We start from the raw sequence: 19349 nt of genomic DNA on the forward strand, positions 1-19349 counted from the left end.
ACGGGCCGGACCTCGGTCGCAGCGCGACCACGAAAGCCCAACAAGGGAGGCCCCATCAGCACTGAGACCCGCGTCAACGAGCGCATCCGCGTACCTGAAGTTCGACTGATCGGCCCAAGGGGGGAGCAGGTAGGCATCGTGCGCATCGAAGACGCATTGCGCGTCGCCGCGGACGCCGATCTCGACCTCGTCGAAGTTGCCCCGAACGCCAGGCCACCGGTCTGCAAGATCATGGACTACGGCAAGTTCAAGTACGAGGCGGCGCAGAAGGCGCGCGAATCCCGCCGCAACCAGCAGCAGACCGTTGTCAAAGAGCAGAAGCTGCGACCCAAGATCGACGATCACGATTACGAGACCAAAAAGGGTCACGTGATCCGCTTCCTGGAGGCGGGGTCGAAGGTGAAGGTCACCATCATGTTCCGTGGACGCGAGCAGTCGCGCCCCGAGCTGGGCTACCGATTGCTCCAGCGTCTGGGCGCCGACGTCGCCGAATACGGATTCGTCGAAACGTCGGCCAAGCAGGACGGCCGCAACATGACGATGGTGCTGGCACCGCACCGCGGCGCGAAGAGCCGCGCCAGGGCGCGGCATCCCGAAGCGCCGGGTGCCGGGCCGGCACCCGAAGCACACGACGCCGAAGCAACCGGCGACAGCGCGGCTTCACCGAACTGACCTGACCGCGAAACTAAGAACTAGAGGAAACATGCCCAAGACCAAGTCCCACAGCGGGGCGACCAAGCGGTTCCAGCGTACCGGGACCGGAAAGATCGTCCGCCAGAAAGCCAACCGTCGCCACCTGCTCGAGCACAAGCCGAGCAAGCGCACCCGCCGGCTCGACGGCCGCACCGAGGTCGCGGCCAACGACACCAAGCGCATCAACGCGATGCTGAACGGCTGACCAGCCGACCGCCGGCACCCGACCATTTACGTCTGAACGAGAGTAGGAATATCCATGGCACGCGTGAAGCGGGCAGTCAACGCCCACAAGAAGAGGCGCAGCGTCCTGACGGCCTCGAAAGGCTATCGTGGCCAGCGGTCTCGGCTCTACCGCAAAGCCAAAGAGCAGCAACTGCATTCGTTGCAGTACGCGTATCGCGACCGCCGGGCGCGCAAGGGCGAGTTCCGCAAGTTGTGGATCTCGCGGATCAACGCGGCGGCACGCGCCAACGACATCACCTACAACCGGCTGATCCAGGGCCTCAAGGCCGCCGGGGTGGAAGTCGACCGCAAGAACCTCGCCGACATCGCGATCACCGACCCGGCCGCGTTCGCCGCGCTGGTCGACGTCGCCCGGGCGGCACTGCCCAAAGACGTCAACGCGCCCTCCGGAGAAGCTGCCTAACCCCCGTGCTCACCGAGCGCTCGGCCCGGGTGGCCGCGGCGGTCAAGTTGCATCGCCATGTCGTGCGGCGGCGCGCGAACCAGTTCCTGGCCGAGGGCCAAAACCTGGTCGAGGCCGCGTCGGCGCGCGGATTGATCCGCGAGGTGTTCGTCACCGAACTCGCCGCGCAGCGGCACGCGACATTGCTGGCCGCCCAGCAGTGTCCGATCCACGTGGTCACCGAGCGTGCGGCAAAAGCCTTGTCCGACACCGCTACTCCGGCGGGCCTGGTGGCTGTGTGCGACCTGCCGGCGACCGGCCTGCAGCAGGCGCTGGCCGGCTTACCCCGGCTGGTCGCGGTCGCCGTCGAGATCGGCGAGCCGGGCAACGCGGGCACGCTGATCCGCCTGGCCGACGCCATGGGTGCGGCGGCGGTGATCCTCGCCGGGCACAGCGTGGACCCCTACAACGGCAAGTGCCTGCGCGCGTCGGCCGGCAGCATCTTCTCGCTGCCGGTCGTCGCCGACCCCGACGTCGACGCGGTGCTGGCCGCGGTCCGCGCCGCCGGGCTGCAGGCGCTGGCCACCACCGTTGACGGCGGCACCCGCCTGGACGAAGCCGGCGAGCTGCTGGGCAGGCCGACGGCGTGGCTGTTCGGCCCCGAATCGCACGGCTTGCCCGAAGAGATCACCGACCAGGCCGACCACCGGGTGCGTATCCCGATGTCGGGCGGTGCGGAGAGCCTGAATGTGGCTGCTGCCGCGGCGATCTGCCTGTACCAGAGCGCGCAGGCGCTGGGCGTGTTGCAGGGTTTTTGAGCGGCCCTACGCCGCCCTTTTGCGGCCGCCGGCGGGGCGCAGCCCGGCCAGCGACAGCGTGGTGTGCATCAGCGAACCGGCCCGCTCGATCAGCGACTTAGTGCGAAGGGAACCCGGGGGCCAATAGTGCATCGGCAACCCGCGGCGATCCCGCGGCGGCGCCATGAACTCGGGCGCCTCGACCAGCGGCGCGTCGATCGGAGCCCGGCCCTCGGCGCGGCGGTAGGCGGCCAACGCCCGCGGGTGCAACCGGATTTCGTCGGGCACCGCCAGGAACGCCAGCTCGATCAGCTTGCCGAAGATCCGCAGCAGGATCTCGTCACCGGGCGTCCAGCGCAGGCCCGCCTTCTCGCGCACCGGAGGGTCGAACAGCCCGGCCGCGATCCAGCGCTGTCCGGCCACCAGCGGCTTGAAGATCTGGTCCCAGATCGGCGTGGGCATCAGCACGAACTTCGGTTTCGGGATGCGGGTCCGCAAGATGTCCAGCGTCGCCTGGTTGATCTCCAGCTCGTCGCGGCAGACCCGGTCCCAGTACTCCTGGAATTCCTCCCACGACTTGGGCACCGGCCGCATGCTCATGCCGTACATCGGGTACCACTGCACGTGTTCGTCGAACAGCTGCCGCTTCTCGGCCTCGGTGAGGCCGCCGCAGAATTACTCGGCGACCTTGACGATCAGCATGAAGAACGTGGCGTGCGCCCAGTAGAAGGTCTCGGGGTTCAGCGCGTGGTAGCGACGCCCTTCGGCATCAATTCCCTTGATGGTGTCGTGGTAGCGCTTGATCTGCTCACCGGTCAGGGCCGCGCGATCGCCGTCGTAGACCACACCCATGATCGGGTACACCGACCGCGCCACCCGCTGCAGCGGCTCGCGCAGCACGATCGAGTGCTCCTCGACGCCCGCACCGAGCTGGGGGTACATGTTCTGGATCGCCCCGATCCAGAAGCCCATCATTCCGGTGCGCAGGTCGCCAAAGTACTTCCAGGTAAGGGAATCTGGCCCCAGTGGGTCGGCGGACGTAGTCGATGCGATCGTCATCACGACCTCCTACTTCCTGACTGAGCCCACGATAAATTTGACAACGCACGTTGTCTACGATTTCGGCGGGTGCGGCGCCAAGGCGTTACCGAGATTCCACGCCCGCGTCGCAGCGGCTTAATCAGTCGCTTTGATGCGACGTCTGACACAAACCGGACGCGCGTCATTGCCCGGCTTCGGTGAAACTACTTACCCTTGCCGGGTGGAACTCGCGCCGCGCGATCCCGAACCGGAGGAGTCCTTCGACACGGACCCGGAATCGGCGGCGACGACGTCTCCCTGGCGCAACCTGGTGACAGAGCGCCAATCGCAGCCCGGGCGTGGTGGCGTTCACCCGGCGGGCGCGACGAATGCTGCCCGGATCCCGAATTCGGTGACCCGCTCTCGACGGCCGGCGACGGTGGCCCGCGCGCCGCGGCCCGAGCCGCCGATCGGCTGCTGGGGGATCGCGACGCGGCGTCGCACGAGGTCAGTTTGAGCGTGCTGCAGGTCTGGCAGGCGCTGACCGAGGCGGTGTCGCGCCGGCCGGCGAATCCGGAGGTGACGCTGGTCTTCACCGACCTGGTCGGCTTCTCGACGTGGTCGCTGCAAGCCGGTGACGACGCCGCGCTGACCCTGCTGCGCCGGGTGGCGCGCGCCGTCGAGCCGCCGCTGGTCGACGCGGGCGGGCACATCGTCAAACGGATGGGCGACGGCATCATGGCGGTGTTCCGTCATCCGGACGTCGCGGTGCGGGCCGTGCTGGCCGCCGACCGCGCGATGCGACAGGTCGAGGTCGATGGCTATCGGCCGCGGATGCGGGTCGGGATCCATACCGGCCGGCCGCAGCGGTTGGCCGCCGACTGGCTCGGCGTCGACGTCAACATCGCCGCTCGGGTGATGGACCGGGCCACCAAAGGCGGGATCATGATTTCGGGTACGGCGCTGGACCTGATCGGACAAACCGAGTTGGACGCCCTGGGCGTCGTCGCCAAACGTGCACGTAAATCCGTGTTTACGCCCAAGACGCCGGGCGTCCCGCCGGACTTGGCGATCTACCGTCTCGAATACTCTTAGCAACTTGACAGCGTCCCATCACGGGGACGAAACAATTTAGCCCGCATAATGGATTCAATGCTTGGGGGATTGCTATCCCGGCTGGGCCGGGTCCGTTTCACCGTGGGGTATGTCGCGGTCTTGTTCGCGGTCAGCTGTGCCATCCTGCTGCTCGGCCAGCACGCGCACGACGTCATCGTCCAGCGCGCCAGCACCAACCTGCACAACTTGGCGCACGGACACATCGGCACGTTGCTGGGCAGCGCGCTGGTCGTCGACGCCGGCCCGCTCTATTTCTGGCTCCCGTTTGACCTGCCTACTGGCCCTTGCCGAGCTGCATTTGCGGACCATCCGGCTGGTGATCGCGTTTCTGGTCGGCCACATCGGCGCGACCCTGGTGGTGGCCGCCGCGCTGGCCTGCGCGGTCGAGTTCGGGTGGCTGCCGATCTCCATCGCCCGGGCCAGCGACGTCGGCATGAGCTACGGCGCGCTGGCGGTGCTCGGCGCGATGACGGCGGCGATCCCGTCCCGCTGGCGTCCGGCCTGGGTCGGCTGGTGGATCTCGGCGGGGGTGACCTCGGCGATCATCGGCGCGGACTTCACCGACGCCGGGCACACCGTCGCGGTGATCCTGGGCGTAATGGTGTCCGCCCGGTTCCGGCAACCGATCCGTTGGACACCGGTGCTGGGTGCGATGCTGGTGGCCTCGTCGGGCTTCGGCTTCCTGGTGCTGGCTCACCACTGGGGCACGATGGCCGCGGCCCCGGTCGTCGGGGCTCTCGGCGCGTCGGTGGCGTACAAGATCGCCCAGTTTAGGGCCGCCCGCGCGGCCGCGGACGGCGACGCGGAAGTGCTGCCCGGCCTGCGGCCGGCGCTGGTCGGCTAAACCTTCGGCGCGTTCGGTTCGCCCGACGCGGTCACATATGATCGGCACTCGACCCGTGCCTGTTTTCAGCACCGCTGGCCGGCAATACGGGCAGCCCGTACAGCCTCGTCAGCAAGGAGAGTGTCGCCGCGTGGGTGATCAACCCGTCGACCTGTCGCCGACAGCGTTGGACAACGCAGTCGCCGCCGCCCGGCACGCCATCGGGCTCGCCGACACCCTCGACGCGCTGGCGCAAACCAAGACCGAGCACCTCGGCGACCACTCACCGGTGGCGCTGGCGCGACAGGCGCTGGGCAGCTTGCCCAAGGAGCAGCGTGCCGCGGCCGGCAAGCGGGTCAACACCGCGCGCGGCGAGGTGCAACGTGCCTACGATGAACGGTTGGCGGTGCTGCGCGCCGAGCGCGACGCGGCCGTGCTGGTCGCCGAAAGCATCGACGTCACCCTGCCGTCGACGCGGCAGCCCCCCGGCGCCCGGCACCCGATCACGATCCTGGCCGAACACGTCGCCGACACGTTCGTCGCGATGGGGTGGGAGCTGGCCGAGGGCCCCGAGGTCGAAACCGAACAGTTCAACTTCGACGCGCTGAACTTCCCGCCCGACCATCCCGCGCGCAGCGAGCAGGACACCTTCTACGTCGCGCCGGAGGATTCCCGGCAGCTGCTGCGCACCCACACCTCTCCGGTTCAGGTACGGACCCTGCTGGAGCGCGAACTGCCGGTCTACATCGTCTCGATCGGCCGCACCTTCCGAACCGACGAACTCGACGCCACCCACACCCCGGTGTTCCACCAGGTCGAGGGCCTGGCCGTGGACCGCGGTCTGTCGATGGCGCACCTGCGCGGAACCCTGGACGCGTTCGCGCGCGCGGAGTTCGGGCCCGAGGCACGCACCCGGATCCGGCCGCACTTCTTCCCGTTCACCGAGCCGTCGGCCGAGGTCGACGTGTGGTTCGTCGGCAAGAAGGGCGGCGCGGGCTGGGTGGAATGGGGCGGCTGCGGCATGGTTCATCCGAACGTGTTGCGCGCCGCGGGAATTGATCCCGAGGTTTACTCGGGCTTCGCATTCGGGATGGGCCTGGAACGTACCCTGCAGTTCCGCAACGGCATCCCCGACATGCGCGACATGGTCGAGGGCGACATCCGGTTCTCGGTGCCATTCGGGGTGGGTCTGTAATGCGAATTCCGTACAGCTGGCTGCGTGAGGTCGTCGCCACCGGGGCGCCGGGCTGGGATGTCGGTGCCGCCGAACTCGAGCAGACGCTGGTGCGCATCGGCCACGAAGTCGAGGACGTCGTCACGCTGGGCCCGGTCGACGGCCCGCTGACGGTCGGCCGGGTGTCGGCCATCAAGGAGCTCACCGAATTCAAAAAGCCGATCCGGGCCTGCCTGGTCGACGTCGGCGAAGGCGAAGATCGCGGAATCGTATGCGGTGCAACGAACTTCGCGGTCGGCGTTCTGGTGGTGGTGGCGCTGCCCGGCACCACGCTACCCGGCGGCTTCGCGATCACCGCCCGCAAGACCTACGGCCGCAACTCCGACGGCATGATCTGCTCGGCAGCCGAACTTGGTTTGGGCGCAGACCGTTCCGGCATTCTGGTGCTGCCACCGGGAACCGCCGACCCGGGCGATAGCGGCGCCGACGTGCTCGGACTAGACGACGTGGTCTTCCATCTGGCCATCACCCCCGACCGCGGCTACTGCATGTCGGTGCGCGGCCTGGCCCGCGAGATCGCCAACGCCTACGACTTAAACTTCGTCGATCCGGCGTCCGATGCCATGGTCAAGCCGTTGCCGGCCGACGGACCGGCGTGGCCGTTGACCGTGCAGGCGCAGACCGGGGTGCGACGGCTCGCGTTGCGGCCGGTCACCGGGATCGATCCGGCCGCGGTGTCGCCGTGGTGGCTGCAGCGCCGGCTGCTGCTGTCCGGCATCCGTGCCACCTCCCCGGCCGTGGACGTGACCAACTACGTGATGGTGGAGCTGGGTCACCCGATGCACGCCCACGACCGCAACCGCATCACCGGGGAGTTCAAGGTGCGTTTCGCGGAGCCCGACGAGACGGTCGTCACGCTGGATGACGTTGAGCGCAAACTAGATCCGACCGACGTGCTGATCGTCGACGACGTCGCGACCACCGCGATCGGCGGCGTGATGGGCGCGGCCAGCACCGAGGTGCGCGCGGATTCCACCGACGTGCTGTTGGAGGCCGCGGTGTGGGACCCGGCCGCAGTGTCGCGCACCCAGCGGCGGCTGCACCTGCCCAGCGAGGCCGCCCGCCGCTACGAGCGCACCGTGGACCCGGCCATTTCGGTGGCCGCCCTGGACCGCTGTGCGGCGCTGCTGGCCGACATCACCGGCGCGGCGGTGTCGCCCACCCTGACCGACTGGCGCGGGGATCCACCGCGCGACGACTGGTCGCAGCCGGCGATCTCGATTGCCGCCGACCTGCCCGACCGTGTCGCGGGCGTGACCTACGCTGCGGGCACCACCGCCCGGCGGCTCACCCAAATCGGCGCTGTGGTAACCGAACACGGCGACACGCTGACCGTGACACCGCCCAGCTGGCGGCCCGATCTGCTGCAGCCCGCCGACCTGGTCGAGGAGGTGCTGCGGCTGGAGGGGCTGGAAGTCGTCCCGTCGGTGCTGCCGTCGACGCCGGCCGGCGGCGGCCTGACGCCGACGCAGAAACGCCGGCGCGCGATCGGCAAGGCGCTCGCGCAATCCGGGTACGTCGAGATCCTGCCGACCCCGTTCTTGCCGGCCGGCGTGTTCGATCTGTGGGGCCTGCCGGCCGACGATCCGCGCCGCACGGCGACGCGGGTGCTCAACCCGCTGGACGCCGATCGTCCGGAGCTGGCTACCACGCTGCTGCCCGGATTGCTGGAAGCATTGGGGCGCAACGTGTCCCGTGGGCTGGTCGACGCCGCGCTGTACGCCGTCGCGCAGGTGGTGCAGCCGACCGCGCAGACCCGCGGGGTCGCGCTGATCCCGGTCGACCGCCGCCCGACCGATGATGAGATCGCGATGCTCGACGCGTCGCTGCCTCGCCAGCCCCAGCACGTCGCCGCGGTGTTGGCCGGGCTGCGCGAACCGCGCGGCCCGTGGGGGCCGGGCCGTCGCGTCGAGGCCGCCGACGCCCTGGAGGCGGTGCGAATCATCGCCCGCGCCAGCGGAATCGACGTCACCCTGCGGTCGTCGCAGTACCTGCCGTGGCATCTCGGGCGGTGCGCCGAGGTCCTCGTCGGACAGACCGTCATCGGCCACGCGGGTCAGCTGCATCCGGCCGTCATCGAGCGGGCCGGTCTGCCGAAGGGGACCTGCGCCCTGGAACTCAACCTCGATGCGCTGCCGATCGCCGAGCTGCTGCCGGCGCCGAAGGTGTCGCCGTTCCCGGCCGTCTTCCAGGACGTCAGCCTGGTGGTGGCCGCGGACGTGCCCGCCCAGGCGGTGGCCGCCGCGGTGCGCGAGGGCGCCGGCGACCTGCTGGAAGACATGCAGCTGTTCGACGTGTTCACCGGGCCGCAGATCGGCGAGGACCGCAAGTCGCTGACCTTCGCGCTGCGGTTCCGCGCGCCGGATCGCACGCTGACCGAAGACGACGCCAGTGCCGCCCGCGATGCCGCGGTGCGCCACGCCGCCGAGCTGCTGGGCGCCGAAATACGCGCCTAGGCACGGGCGACGGCGTCGCGCAGTTGCGCGCCGGGCAGCCGCCACAGCACGGTGCCGGCCGCGGCGGTGGCGGTCGCGGTGCGGGTCGCGCCGGGCCGCAACACGGCGACTTCGCCGAAGATGCTGCCCGGGCCCAGCGCGCGAATGCGTTCGCCGCCCCGATCGAAGTCGACGCGCCCGTCCACGATGAAGTACGCGTCGTGGGCGGGATCGTTCTCGCCGAACACCACGGTCGCGGTGTCGTATCCCTCGGTGGTCGCCGCGGCCGCCAGGTCGCGGATGGCGGCGGCCGGCAGGGCTGCCAACAGCGGCGCATCCGCCAGAGCCGCGTCACGGTCGGCGGTGGCGGGCATGTTCGCTTGTCGCTCAACGGATGCCGTGTTGATGGTTTGACCGGTCGGGTCGAATCCGGTCAGCACCGTCAGGAAGGCCCGGCGCGGCAAGACCCAGAGTCGGCAGTCGGACGTCGCGCGCACGGTCGCGGTGCGGGGGGTGTCGCGCAGCAGCGCGAGTTCGCCGAAGAAGTCGCCCGCCCCCAGCGTGCGGACGTGGCGTCCGTCCACGCACACGTCGAGCGTGCCGGCCTCGACGATGTAGAAGGAATCGCCGTATTCACCTTGGTCGGTGACGACTTCGCCGGCGCCGACCATCTCGCGGTGAATCTGGGTGGCGATCCGTTCCCGCAGCACGTTGGTCAGCGGCGCAAACAGTGCGATCTCGTCGAGCGCGTCCACCGGCTGCCGGGTCGCCGCCACCCAGGCGTCGGTTTGCAGCAACGAGCGCGCCACGGCGACCGTGGCCGACACCACGAGCACCGCCAGCGCCAGCAGGCTGGTGCGCAGTGACCACCCCTGGGTGACGCGCGTGGTGGCCCACGCTCCCGCGGCCATCGCGAACTGGCTCAGGCCCTCCATCGCCCCGAGCACCCGACCCCCCGCCGACAGCGGAATGAGACTTTGGATCTGTACCTGGCCGGCCATCACCACCAGGGCACTGCCGGCGCCGAACGCGATGGTGGCGGCGAGCACGACGGCGTAGTGCGGCGCGGCCGCCATCAGCGTCAGCGCGAGCGCCATCACCACCCCGGCGACGACGAACCACGGGCCGAGCCGGCACTTGCCGATCGCGCCGAGCGTCAACCCGCCGAGCAGACCGCCGCCGGCGATCAGCGCGGTGAGCACACCCGGTCCGGCCTGTCCCCAGTGCAGCAGGTCGATGGCCATCGGCACGACGAAAACTTCGCTGGCCGCGAGCATCAGGAACGCCAGCGCGGTCACGACCACGATCGAACGCACCTGGGGGCCGACGACGGTGCGGACCCCTTTGACGGTCTCGCCCAGCGCATTCCGGGGACCGTCACCGGGAGCGCCGCGCACCCGTTCCGCACCACCCACCCGCACGGTCGTGACGGCGGCCACGCCACCCAGGGCGAGCACCGCGGCCACGCTGAGCGCGGCGGTCGGGGAGGTGGCGGCCAGCATCAGCCCACCCGCGACCGGCCCGACCAAGATGCCCAGTTTGTCGGTGGTGCCCAGCGCCGCGTGGGCACGAACCAGGTCGTCGGGTCGCTGCGTGATGGCCGGCAGCATCGCCGCGGTGGTCGGTCGCACGAACATGTGGTGGTGCCCTCGACCGCGATCACCGCGACCAGGATGGACACCGCCGGAAAGAATGCCGCCGAGACCGCCGTGATCACGACGGCAGCCAGGCGCGTGGCAAACACCCCGGTGAGGATGCGTTCGTGCGGGAATCTGTCGATGACGTAGCCCAGCGTCGGCGACAGCAGCGCGGGGGGTAACACCGCGGCGACGCTGATGGCGCCGACCGCGCCCACGCCCGAGAGGGTGAACGCGTACACCGTCGTGACGGTGTACCACATCCATTCCGCGGTGGTCACCAGCCCGCGTCCCACTACCAGCCCACGCAGCTTGGTGTTCCGCGCCGGGGGCGCGGCGGCGCGCAGGTGCATCAATCCCAAATACCGTGACCGGGTAACGCGGACGTTCACGACAGGCGAAAACGAGACACGAGTTGGGGGGCAGTGTCGGCTGGGGAATGAATTTGCAAACAAGCGCATAACCATGCAGAATGGGTGGAGTGGCCGACGTGACAAGGGTGGCAGTTGCCGGTGCGAGCGGCTATGCGGGCGGGGAGATCCTGCGCCTGTTGCTCGGGCACCCGGCCCACGCCGACGGCCGGCTCACGGTCGGTTCGGTGACGGCCGCGGCCAGTGCCGGTAGCACGCTCGGCGAGCACCATCCACATCTCACGCCGCTGGCCCAGCGCGTGGTCGAGCCCACCGAACTGGACGTGTTGCGCGGCCATGACGTGGTGTTACTGGGATTGCCGCACGGGCATTCGGCGACGTTGGCCGAGCAACTCGGCCCGGAGACCCTGGTCATCGACTGTGGGGCGGACTTCCGGCTCACCGACCCCGCCGCCTGGGAGCGGTTCTACGGCTCCCCGCACGCCGGCAGCTGGCTCTACGGCCTACCGGAGTTGCCGGGCAATCGGGAGCGGCTGCGCGGCGCCCGGCGGATCGCGGTGCCGGGCTGTTATCCGACCGCGGCACTGCTGGCATTGCTGCCCGCGGTGGCCGAGGACCTGATCGAGCCCGCGGTCACCGTGGTCGCCGTCAGTGGCACCTCCGGAGCGGGCCGCGCGGTCAAGCCCGACCTGCTCGGCGCCGAGGTCATCGGATCGGTCCGGGCCTACAACATCGCCGGCGCCCACCGGCATACCCCCGAGATCGCCCAGGGGCTGCGCGCGGTCACCGATCGCGACGTCAGGGTGTCGTTCACCCCGGTGCTGATCCCGACCTCCCGCGGCATCCTGGCCGCCTGCACCGCGCGCACCGGGGCGCCGCTGTCGCAGCTGCGGTCGGCCTACGAAAAGGCTTACGACGCTGAGCCTTTCATCTACCTGATGCCGGAAGGTCAGCTGCCCCGCACCGGCTCGGTGATCGGCAGCAACGCCGCGCACGTCGCCGTCGCGGTCGACGAGGACGCCGAGACGTTCGTGGCGATCGCCGCGATCGACAACCTGGTCAAGGGCACCGGCGGCGCCGCGGTGCAGTCGATGAACCTGGCGCTGGGCTGGTCGGAGACGGAGGGACTTTCGGTGGTCGGAGTGGCGCCGTGACCGACATCGCGCCCGAAGAGCAGGCGTCCGCTGCCCGACTGGTCCGCACGCAGGGTGTCACCGCGGCCGCCGGCTTCCGCGCCGCCGGAATCGCGGCCGGGATCAAGGCTTCCGGGGCGCGTGACCTGGCGCTGGTCTTCAACGAAGGACCCGACTACGGCGCCGCCGGGGTGTTCACCCGCAACCAGGTCAAGGCCGCGCCGGTGCTGTGGACCCAGCAGGTGCTCACCACCGGGTCGCTGCGCGCGGTGATCCTCAACTCCGGCGGCGCCAACGCCTGCACCGGGCCGGGCGGCTTCCAGGACACCCACGCCACCGCCGAGGCCGTCGCCGCCGCGCTGTCGGACTGGGGGACCGAGACCGGGGCCATCGAGGTCGCCGTGTGCTCCACCGGGCTGATCGGCGACCGGCTGCCGATGGACAAGGTGCTCGCCGGCGTCACGCACATCGTGCACGAGATGCACGGCGGCCTGAGCGGCGGCGACGAGGCCGCGCAGGCCATCATGACCACCGACACCGTGCCCAAAAAGGTTGCGCTGCATCATCAGAACAACTGGACGGTCGGCGGAATGGCCAAGGGTGCGGGCATGCTCGCGCCGTCGCTGGCCACCATGCTGTGTGTGCTGACCACCGACGCGGTCGCCGACGTTGCGGCCCTCGACACGGCGCTGCGCGCCGCGACCGCGCGTACCTTTGATCGGCTCGACATCGACGGCTGCTGTTCGACCAACGACACCGTGCTGCTGCTGGCCTCCGGCGCCAGCGGGATCGCCCCGTCGCAGGTCGAGCTCGACGACGCGGTGCGGCGCGTCTGCGACGACCTGTGCCTGCAGCTGCAATCCGACGCCGAGGGCGTGACAAAGCGCGTCACCGTGACGGTGACCGGGGCGTCGTCGGAGTCCGACGCGGTGGCGGCCGCCCGCGCCATCGCCCGCGACAGCCTGGTCAAGACCGCGATGTTCGGCTCGGACCCCAACTGGGGCCGCGTGGTGGCCGCCGTGGGCCTGGCGCCGGGGGTGTTCGTCGATCCCGACCGAATCACCGTGTCGTTCAACGGGTTTACCGTGTGCGTCAACGGGACCGGCGCTCCGGGTTCGCGCGACGTGGATCTGTCCGGGACCGACGTCGACGTCACCGTCGACCTCGGCCTCGGCGACGGCACGGCCGCCATCCGGACCACCGACCTGTCGCACGCCTACGTCGAAGAGAACTCGGCCTACAGCACATGACGATCAGCACCGACGAGTTGCCCACCGGAGTCAAGGCGCAGGTGCTGGCCGAAGCGCTGCCCTGGCTCATCCAGCTGCACGGCAAGATCGTCGTGGTCAAATATGGCGGCAACGCGATGACCGACGAGGCGCTGCGGCAGGCGTTCGCCGCCGATATGGCGTTTCTGCGCAATTGCGGCATCCACCCCGTCGTTGTGCACGGCGGGGGCCCGCAGATCACCGCGATGCTGCGCCGGCTCGGCATCGACAAGGGCGACTTCAAGGGCGGATTCCGGGTCACCACGCCGGAAGTGCTCGACGTCGCGCGGATGGTGCTGTTCGGGCAGGTGGGCCGCGAACTGGTCAACCTGATCAACGCGTACGGGCCGTACGCGGTCGGCATCACCGGCGAGGACGCCCAGTTGTTCACCGCGGTGCGGCGCAGCGTCACCGTCGACGGCGTGGCCACCGACATCGGCCTGGTCGGCGACGTCGACACGGTGAACACCGCCGCGGTGCTGGATCTCATTGCGGCGCGGCGTATTCCGGTGGTGTCCACGCTGGCGCCCGATGCCGAGGGGGTGGTGCACAACATCAACGCCGACACCGCCGCGGCTGCGCTGGCCGAGGCGCTGGGCGCCGAAAAGCTGTTGATGCTCACCGATGTCGAGGGCCTGTACACCAGCTGGCCGGACCGCGATTCGCTGGTCAGCGAAATCGACACCGCCACATTGGCGCAACTGCTACCCACGTTGGAGGCGGGCATGATCCCGAAAATTGAGGCCTGTCTCAGGGCAGTCTCGGGCGGCGTGCCCAGCGCCCACGTCATCGACGGCAGGGTTGAGCACTGCGTGCTGGTGGAGTTGTTCACCGACGCGGGCACCGGCACGAAGGTGGTGCCGGCGTGAGCAACACCGAGACCATGCGGCAGCGGTGGGAAGCCGTGATGACGAACAACTACGGCACCCCGGCACTGGCTTTGGCCAGCGGTGCGGGCGCCGTGGTCACCGACGTGGACGGCCGCAGCTACCTCGATCTGCTGGCCGGCATCGCCGTCAACGTACTCGGCCATGGCCACCCGGCCGTGATCGAGGCTGTCACGCAACAGATGTCGACGCTGGGCCACACCTCGAACCTGTACGCCACCGAACCCGGCATCGCGCTGGCCGAGGAGTTGGTCGCCCTGCTCGGCATCGACACCACGACCCGGGTGTTCTTCTGCAACTCGGGCACCGAGGCCAACGAGATGGCGTTCAAGCTGTCCCGGCTCACCGGCCGCACCAAATTAGTTGCCGCGCAAGAAGGTTTCCACGGCCGAACGATGGGTTCGCTGGCGCTGACCGGCCAGCCGGCCAAGCAGGCCCCGTTCGAGCCGTTGCCGGGCGACGTCACGCATGTGCCCTACGGCGACGTCGACGCGCTGGCCGCCGCCGTTGACGATGCCACCGCCGCGGTATTCCTGGAGCCGATCATGGGAGAGAGCGGTGTGGTGGTTCCGCCCGCCGGCTATCTGGCCGCGGCCCGCGAGATCACCACCCAGCACGGCGCCCTGTTGGTGCTCGACGAGGTGCAGACCGGAATCGGGCGCACCGGAGCGTTTTTCGCACACCAGCACGACGGCATCACCCCCGATGTGGTGACGCTGGCCAAGGGCCTCGGCGGTGGGCTCCCGATCGGGGCGGTGCTGGTCGTCGGGCCCGCGGCCGACCTGCTGACGCCGGGCCTGCACGGCAGCACCTTCGGCGGCAACCCGGTGTGCACCGCGGCCGCCCGGGCGGTGCTGCGGGTGCTCGTCGACGACGACCTGCTGCGGCACGCCGAGGAGTTGGGAAAGTTGTTGCGCCACGGCATCGAATCGCTGGGCCACCCGCTGATCGACCACACCCGCGGCCGCGGCCTGTTGTGCGGCGTGATGCTGACCGGCCCGCACGCCAAGGACGTCGAAGCCGCCGCGCGCGAGGCCGGATTCCTGATCAACGCCACCGGCCCCGACGTGATCCGGTTGGCGCCGCCGCTGGTGATCACCGAGGCCCAGGTCGACAGCTTCCTCACTGCGCTGCCGAGCATCCTGGACAAGGCCGCGGCATGACCCGACACTTCCTGCGCGACCACGACCTGTCCCCGGCCGAACAGGCCGAGGTGCTCGAGCTGGCCGCGGAGCTGAAGAAGAATCCGTTCAGTCGTCGGCCGCTCGACGGCCCGCGTGGCGTCGCGGTGCTGTTCGACAAGAACTCCACTCGGACCCGGTTCTCCTTCGAGGTGGGCATCGCGCAGCTGGGCGGGCATCCCGTCGTCGTCGACAGCGGCAGCACCCAGCTGGGCCGCGACGAGACGCTGCAGGACACCGCGCGGGTGCTGTCCCGCTACGTCGACGCGATCGTGTGGCGCACCTTCGGCCAGGAGCGGCTGGAGACCATGGCCTCGACCGCGACGGTGCCGGTGGTCAACGCGCTCTCCGACGAGTTCCACCCCTGCCAGGTGCTGGCCGATCTGCAGACCATCGCCGAGCACAAGGGGTCGCTGTGCGGGTTGTCGCTGTCCTACTTCGGCGACGGCGCCAACAACATGGCGCATTCGCTGATGCTCGGCTCGGTGACCGCCGGCATGCACGTCACGATCGCGGCGCCCGAGGGCTTCACGCCGAACCCGGGGGTTCTCGTCGCCGCCGAGCAGCGCGCCGCGCAGACTGGCGGTTCGGTCACCGTGACCGCCGACGCGGACGCGGCAGCCGCGGGGGCCGACGTCCTGGTGACCGACACCTGGACGTCGATGGGACAAGAAGCCGACGGGCTCGACCGGGTCAAACCGTTCCGGCCGTTTCAGATCAACGCCAGGCTGCTGAGCCTGGCAAACGCGGAAGCCATTGTGCTGCACTGCCTTCCGGCCCACCGCGGCGACGAGATCACCGACGAGGTGATGGACGGGCCGGCCAGCGTGGTGTTCGACGAGGCCGAGAACCGGCTGCACGCCCAAAAGGCGCTGCTGGTGTGGCTGCTGGAGCGATCCCGATGACGCGCACCAAGCCGACCACCGACGTCACCCGCGCGGGGCGTCAGGCCCGCATCGTGGCGATCCTGTCGTCGTCGTCGATCAGCAGCCAAAGCGAGCTGGCGGCCCGGCTGGCCGACGAAGGCATCGACGTCACCCAGGCCACGCTGTCGCGCGACCTCGAAGAGCTCGGTGCGGTGAAGCTGCGCGGCGCCGACGGCGGCGTCGGGGTCTACGTCGTCCCGGAGGACGGCAGCCCGGTCCGGGGTGTATCCGGCGGCACCGCACGGCTGTCGCGGTTGCTCAGCGAATTGCTGGTATCCACCGACGCCAGCGCGAATCTCGCGGTGCTGCGCACCCCGCCGGGGGCGGCCGACTATTTGGCCAGCGCCATCGATCGCGCCGCGTTACCGTACGTCGTCGGCACCATCGCCGGCGACGACACCCTCTTCGTGGCCGCCCGGGAGCCGATGATCGGCGCCGAGCTGGCCCGCACGCTGGAAAACCTGAAATAGGAGATTGATTCATGTCAGAACGGGTCATCCTGGCGTATTCGGGTGGTCTGGACACCTCGGTGGCGATCAGCTGGATCGGCAAGGAGACCGGCCGTGAGGTGGTAGCGGTCGTGATCGACCTCGGCCAGGGCGGCGAGGACATGGACGTCGTGCGTCAGCGGGCGCTGGACTGCGGCGCGGTCGAGGCGGTCGTGGTCGACGCGCGCGCGGAGTTCGCCGAGGGTTACTGCCTGCCGACCATCCTGAACAACGCGCTGTATATGGATCGCTACCCGCTGGTGTCGGCGATCAGCCGGCCGCTGATCGTCAAGCACCTGGTCGCCGCGGCGCGCAAGTTCGGCGGCGGCATCATCGCGCACGGCTGCACCGGCAAGGGCAACGACCAGGTCCGGTTCGAGGTCGGATTCGGTTCGCTGGCACCGGATTTGGAGGTGCTCGCACCGGTTCGCGACTACGCGTGGACGCGGGAGAAGGCGATCGCCTTCGCCGAGGAGAACGCCATCCCGATCAACGTGACCAAGCGCTCGCCGTTCTCGATCGACCAGAACGTGTGGGGCCGCGCGGTGGAAACCGGCTTCCTGGAACACCTTTGGAACGCGCCCACCAAGGACGTCTACGACTACACCGAGGACCCGACGCTCAACTGGAGCACGCCCGACGAGGTGATCGTCGGTTTCGAACAGGGTGTCCCGGTGTCGATCGACGGCAAGCCGGTGACCGTGCTGGAGGCCATCGTGCAACTCAACGCCCGCGCCGGCGCCCAGGGGGTCGGGCGCCTCGACGTCGTCGAGGACCGCCTGGTCGGCATCAAGAGCCGCGAGATCTACGAGGCGCCCGGCGCGATGGTGCTGATCACCGCGCACACCGAGCTCGAACACGTCACCCTCGAGCGCGAGCTGGGCCGGTTCAAGCGCCAGACCGACCAGCGCTGGGCCGAGCTGGTGTACGACGGGCTGTGGTTCTCGCCGCTGAAGACCGCGCTGGAGAGTTTCGTCGCCAAGACTCAAGAGCACGTGTCCGGTGAAATCCGAATGGTGTTGCACGGCGGGCACATTGCGGTCAACGGCCGCCGCAGCTCGGAATCGCTCTACGACTTCAACCTGGCCACTTACGACGAGGGCGACAGCTTCGACCAGTCGGCGGCCAAGGGATTCGTCTACGTGCACGGGCTGTCGTCCAAGCTGTCGGCCTGCCGCGACCTGGCGACCGACGACGCGTGAGCACTCGCGAGGGAGCATTGTGGGGCGGGCGGTTCGCCGACGGACCGTCGGACGCGCTGACCGCGCTGAGCCGCTCCACGCACTTCGACTGGGTGCTGGCGCCCTACGACATCACCGCGTCGCGTGCGCACACCATCGTGTTGTTCCGGGCCGGGCTGCTCACCGAAGAGCAGCGCGACGGCCTGCTGGCCGGGCTGGACAGCCTGGCCGAAGACATCGCCGACGGCAGTTTCGGCCCGCTGGTCACCGACGAGGACCTGCACGGCGCGCTGGAGCGCGGACTGATCGACCGGGTCGGCGCCGAGTTGGGCGGCCGGCTGCGGGCCGGCCGGTCCCGCAACGACCAGGTGGCCACGCTGTTCCGGATGTGGCTGCGCGACGCGATGCGCCGGGTCGCCGACGGGGCGCTGGACGTGGTCGGCGCGCTGGCCGCCCAGGCGCAGGCCCACCCGACGGCGATCATGCCCGGCAAGACCCATATGCAGTCCGCCCAGCCGATCCTGCTGGCCCACCAACTGCTCGCGCACGCCCATCCGTTGCTGCGCGACGTGGACCGCATCGCCGACTTCGACAAGCGCGCGGCGGTGTCGCCGTACGGGTCGGGGGCGCTGGCCGGCTCGTCGCTCGGCCTGGATCCCGACGCGATCGCCGCGGACCTCGGTTTCGCAATCGCCGCCCCCAATTCCGTCGACGCCACCGCCGCCCGCGACTTTGCCGCCGAAGCGGCGTTCGTGCTGGCAATGATCGGCGTCGACCTGTCCCGGCTGGCCGAGGACATCATCATCTGGAGCTCGACGGAGTTCGGCTACGTCACGTTGCACGACTCCTGGTCGACCGGCAGCTCGATCATGCCGCAGAAGAAGAACCCCGACATCGCCGAGCTGGCCCGGGGCAAATCGGGGCGGCTGATCGGGAACCTGGCCGGGCTGCTGGCGACGCTGAAGGCGCAGCCATTGGCCTACAACCGTGATCTGCAGGAAGACAAGGAGCCGGTGTTCGACTCGGTGGCGCAGCTGGAACTGCTGCTGCCGGCGATGGCCGGGCTGGTGGGCAGCCTGACGTTCCACGTCGAGCGGATGGCGGCGCTGGCGCCGGCCGGCTACACCCTGGCCACCGACATCGCCGAATGGCTGGTCCGCCGGGGTGTGCCGTTTCGGGCCGCGCACGAGGCCGCCGGCGCGGCCGTCCGCGCCGCGGAGGGCCGGGGTATCGGGCTCGAGGAGCTGACCGACGACGAGCTCGCGGCCATCAGCCCCGAACTGACGCCGCAGGTCCGGGACGTGTTGACCATCGAGGGCTCGGTGGCCTCCCGCGACGCGCGCGGGGGCACCTCGCCCGGCCAGGTCGCCGACCAACTACGTGGTGTCCTGGACAGCCGCGAACAGCTGCGGGCGCGGCTGCGGCTGTCATTCGAAAGCTGACGCGTAACCCCGATTTGCTGTGGGCATTGTCTCAGGTCAGGGCATTATTGCGGCGGCGCTGCCCTCGAAGGAATAAGCTTGCAGCTCGA

The 19349-nt window shown here is 69.7% G+C and carries 16 protein-coding genes and 3 pseudogenes; 16 read left to right on the forward strand and 3 right to left on the reverse strand.

Translation table 11 applies throughout. The features are described 5' to 3' along the window. Positions 1–54 precede the first annotated feature (54 nt). The 4 genes from infC to T428_RS0100100 are packed head-to-tail and all read left to right on the forward strand — an operon-like array spanning position 55 to position 2139. The gene (gene infC, locus T428_RS0100085) at positions 55–672 is read left to right on the forward strand and encodes a translation initiation factor IF-3 (protein WP_084298567.1); all 618 of its coding nucleotides are present in this window, start codon (positions 55–57) and stop codon (positions 670–672) included. A gap of 31 nt (positions 673–703) precedes the next feature. Next, positions 704–898, forward strand: coding sequence for a 50S ribosomal protein L35 (gene rpmI / locus T428_RS0100090; RefSeq protein WP_025734882.1), 195 nt, complete (start codon positions 704–706; stop codon positions 896–898). A 54-nt stretch (positions 899–952) separates the two neighbouring features. Further along, positions 953–1342, forward strand: a complete 390-nt coding sequence (gene rplT, locus T428_RS0100095; protein ID WP_025734883.1) for a 50S ribosomal protein L20 — start codon at positions 953–955, stop codon at positions 1340–1342. Positions 1343–1347: 5 nt separating this feature from the next. Then, positions 1348–2139 (forward strand): TrmH family RNA methyltransferase, encoded by a 792-nt coding sequence (locus tag T428_RS0100100; RefSeq protein WP_025734884.1) that lies wholly within the window; start codon positions 1348–1350, stop codon positions 2137–2139. Positions 2140–2145: 6 nt separating this feature from the next. On the opposite strand, the pseudogene T428_RS24550 reads toward T428_RS0100100, so the two are convergent. Then, a pseudogene (locus T428_RS24550) lies at positions 2146–3177 on the reverse strand (oxygenase MpaB family protein). A gap of 320 nt (positions 3178–3497) precedes the next feature. Between T428_RS24550 and T428_RS24555 the strand changes: the two are divergent. The 4 genes and pseudogenes from T428_RS24555 (at position 3498) to pheT (ending at position 8767) form a co-directional block, all read left to right on the forward strand. Beyond that, positions 3498–4233, forward strand: a pseudogene (locus tag T428_RS24555) (adenylate/guanylate cyclase domain-containing protein). A gap of 57 nt (positions 4234–4290) precedes the next feature. Continuing rightward, a pseudogene (locus T428_RS24560) lies at positions 4291–5098 on the forward strand (rhomboid-like protein). 130 nt (positions 5099–5228) lie between these two features. Next, on the forward strand, positions 5229–6272 hold the full coding sequence (gene pheS / locus T428_RS0100120) for a phenylalanine--tRNA ligase subunit alpha (RefSeq protein WP_025734885.1): 1044 nt from the start codon (positions 5229–5231) through the stop codon (positions 6270–6272). Further along, positions 6272–8767 carry a phenylalanine--tRNA ligase subunit beta gene (gene pheT, locus T428_RS0100125; RefSeq protein ID WP_025734886.1) on the forward strand — a complete coding sequence of 832 codons (2496 nt, stop codon included), beginning with the start codon at positions 6272–6274 and terminating at the stop codon, positions 8765–8767. Before pheS ends, pheT begins: the two co-directional genes overlap by 1 nt. Here pheT and T428_RS0100130 read toward each other — a convergent pair. After that, on the reverse strand, positions 8764–10356 hold the full coding sequence (locus T428_RS0100130; protein WP_025734887.1) for an MFS transporter: 1593 nt from the start codon (positions 10354–10356) through the stop codon (positions 8764–8766). The genes pheT and T428_RS0100130 overlap by 4 nt on opposite strands. Then, positions 10248–10736, reverse strand: a complete 489-nt coding sequence (locus T428_RS33810; protein ID WP_169733600.1) for an MFS transporter — start codon at positions 10734–10736, stop codon at positions 10248–10250. The genes T428_RS0100130 and T428_RS33810 overlap by 109 nt, the downstream gene beginning before the upstream one ends. Before the next feature lie 119 nt (positions 10737–10855). Here T428_RS33810 and argC point away from each other — a divergent pair, with 119 nt between their 5' ends. From argC to argH, 8 genes are read left to right on the forward strand one after another with little or no spacing between them, the layout of a single operon-like run. After that, entirely contained in the window at positions 10856–11908 is a 1053-nt protein-coding gene (gene argC, locus T428_RS0100140; RefSeq protein WP_036466737.1) for an N-acetyl-gamma-glutamyl-phosphate reductase, read from the forward strand. A 5-nt stretch (positions 11909–11913) separates the two neighbouring features. Next, a complete protein-coding gene (gene argJ / locus T428_RS0100145; RefSeq protein WP_036466944.1) occupies positions 11914–13137 on the forward strand; it encodes a bifunctional glutamate N-acetyltransferase/amino-acid acetyltransferase ArgJ in 1224 nt (407 codons plus the stop codon). Next, entirely contained in the window at positions 13134–14024 is an 891-nt protein-coding gene (argB, locus tag T428_RS0100150) for an acetylglutamate kinase (RefSeq protein WP_025734891.1), read from the forward strand. The genes argJ and argB overlap by 4 nt, the downstream gene beginning before the upstream one ends. After that, positions 14021–15205 (forward strand): acetylornithine transaminase, encoded by a 1185-nt coding sequence (locus T428_RS0100155; protein WP_025734892.1) that lies wholly within the window; start codon positions 14021–14023, stop codon positions 15203–15205. Before argB ends, T428_RS0100155 begins: the two co-directional genes overlap by 4 nt. After that, positions 15202–16128 carry an ornithine carbamoyltransferase gene (gene argF, locus T428_RS0100160; RefSeq protein ID WP_025734893.1) on the forward strand — a complete coding sequence of 309 codons (927 nt, stop codon included), beginning with the start codon at positions 15202–15204 and terminating at the stop codon, positions 16126–16128. Before T428_RS0100155 ends, argF begins: the two co-directional genes overlap by 4 nt. Further along, positions 16125–16619, forward strand: coding sequence for an arginine repressor (locus T428_RS0100165; protein WP_025734894.1), 495 nt, complete (start codon positions 16125–16127; stop codon positions 16617–16619). The genes argF and T428_RS0100165 overlap by 4 nt, the downstream gene beginning before the upstream one ends. Before the next feature lie 11 nt (positions 16620–16630). After that, positions 16631–17839, forward strand: a complete 1209-nt coding sequence (locus T428_RS0100170) for an argininosuccinate synthase (RefSeq protein ID WP_025734895.1) — start codon at positions 16631–16633, stop codon at positions 17837–17839. After that, positions 17836–19260 (forward strand): argininosuccinate lyase, encoded by a 1425-nt coding sequence (argH, locus tag T428_RS0100175; RefSeq protein WP_025734896.1) that lies wholly within the window; start codon positions 17836–17838, stop codon positions 19258–19260. The genes T428_RS0100170 and argH overlap by 4 nt, the downstream gene beginning before the upstream one ends. The last annotated feature ends 89 nt before the right edge of the window (positions 19261–19349 follow it).

The sequence above is a fragment of the Mycobacterium genavense ATCC 51234 genome (assembly GCF_000526915.1).
GTDB classification, from domain to species: domain Bacteria; phylum Actinomycetota; class Actinomycetes; order Mycobacteriales; family Mycobacteriaceae; genus Mycobacterium; species Mycobacterium genavense.

Coding starts and splice junctions, on each gene's coding strand:
- rpmI (WP_025734882.1), top strand. CDS start 704: ATGCCCAAGACCAAGTCCCACAGCGGGGCGACCAAGCGGTTCCAGCGT.
- rplT (WP_025734883.1), top strand. CDS start 953: ATGGCACGCGTGAAGCGGGCAGTCAACGCCCACAAGAAGAGGCGCAGC.
- pheT (WP_025734886.1), top strand. CDS start 6,272: ATGCGAATTCCGTACAGCTGGCTGCGTGAGGTCGTCGCCACCGGGGCG.
- T428_RS0100130 (WP_025734887.1), bottom strand. CDS start 10,356: ATGCTGCCGGCCATCACGCAGCGACCCGACGACCTGGTTCGTGCCCAC.
- T428_RS33810 (WP_169733600.1), bottom strand. CDS start 10,736: ATGCACCTGCGCGCCGCCGCGCCCCCGGCGCGGAACACCAAGCTGCGT.
- argC (WP_036466737.1), top strand. CDS start 10,856: ATGGGTGGAGTGGCCGACGTGACAAGGGTGGCAGTTGCCGGTGCGAGC.
- argB (WP_025734891.1), top strand. CDS start 13,134: ATGACGATCAGCACCGACGAGTTGCCCACCGGAGTCAAGGCGCAGGTG.
- argF (WP_025734893.1), top strand. CDS start 15,202: ATGACCCGACACTTCCTGCGCGACCACGACCTGTCCCCGGCCGAACAG.
- T428_RS0100165 (WP_025734894.1), top strand. CDS start 16,125: ATGACGCGCACCAAGCCGACCACCGACGTCACCCGCGCGGGGCGTCAG.
- T428_RS0100170 (WP_025734895.1), top strand. CDS start 16,631: ATGTCAGAACGGGTCATCCTGGCGTATTCGGGTGGTCTGGACACCTCG.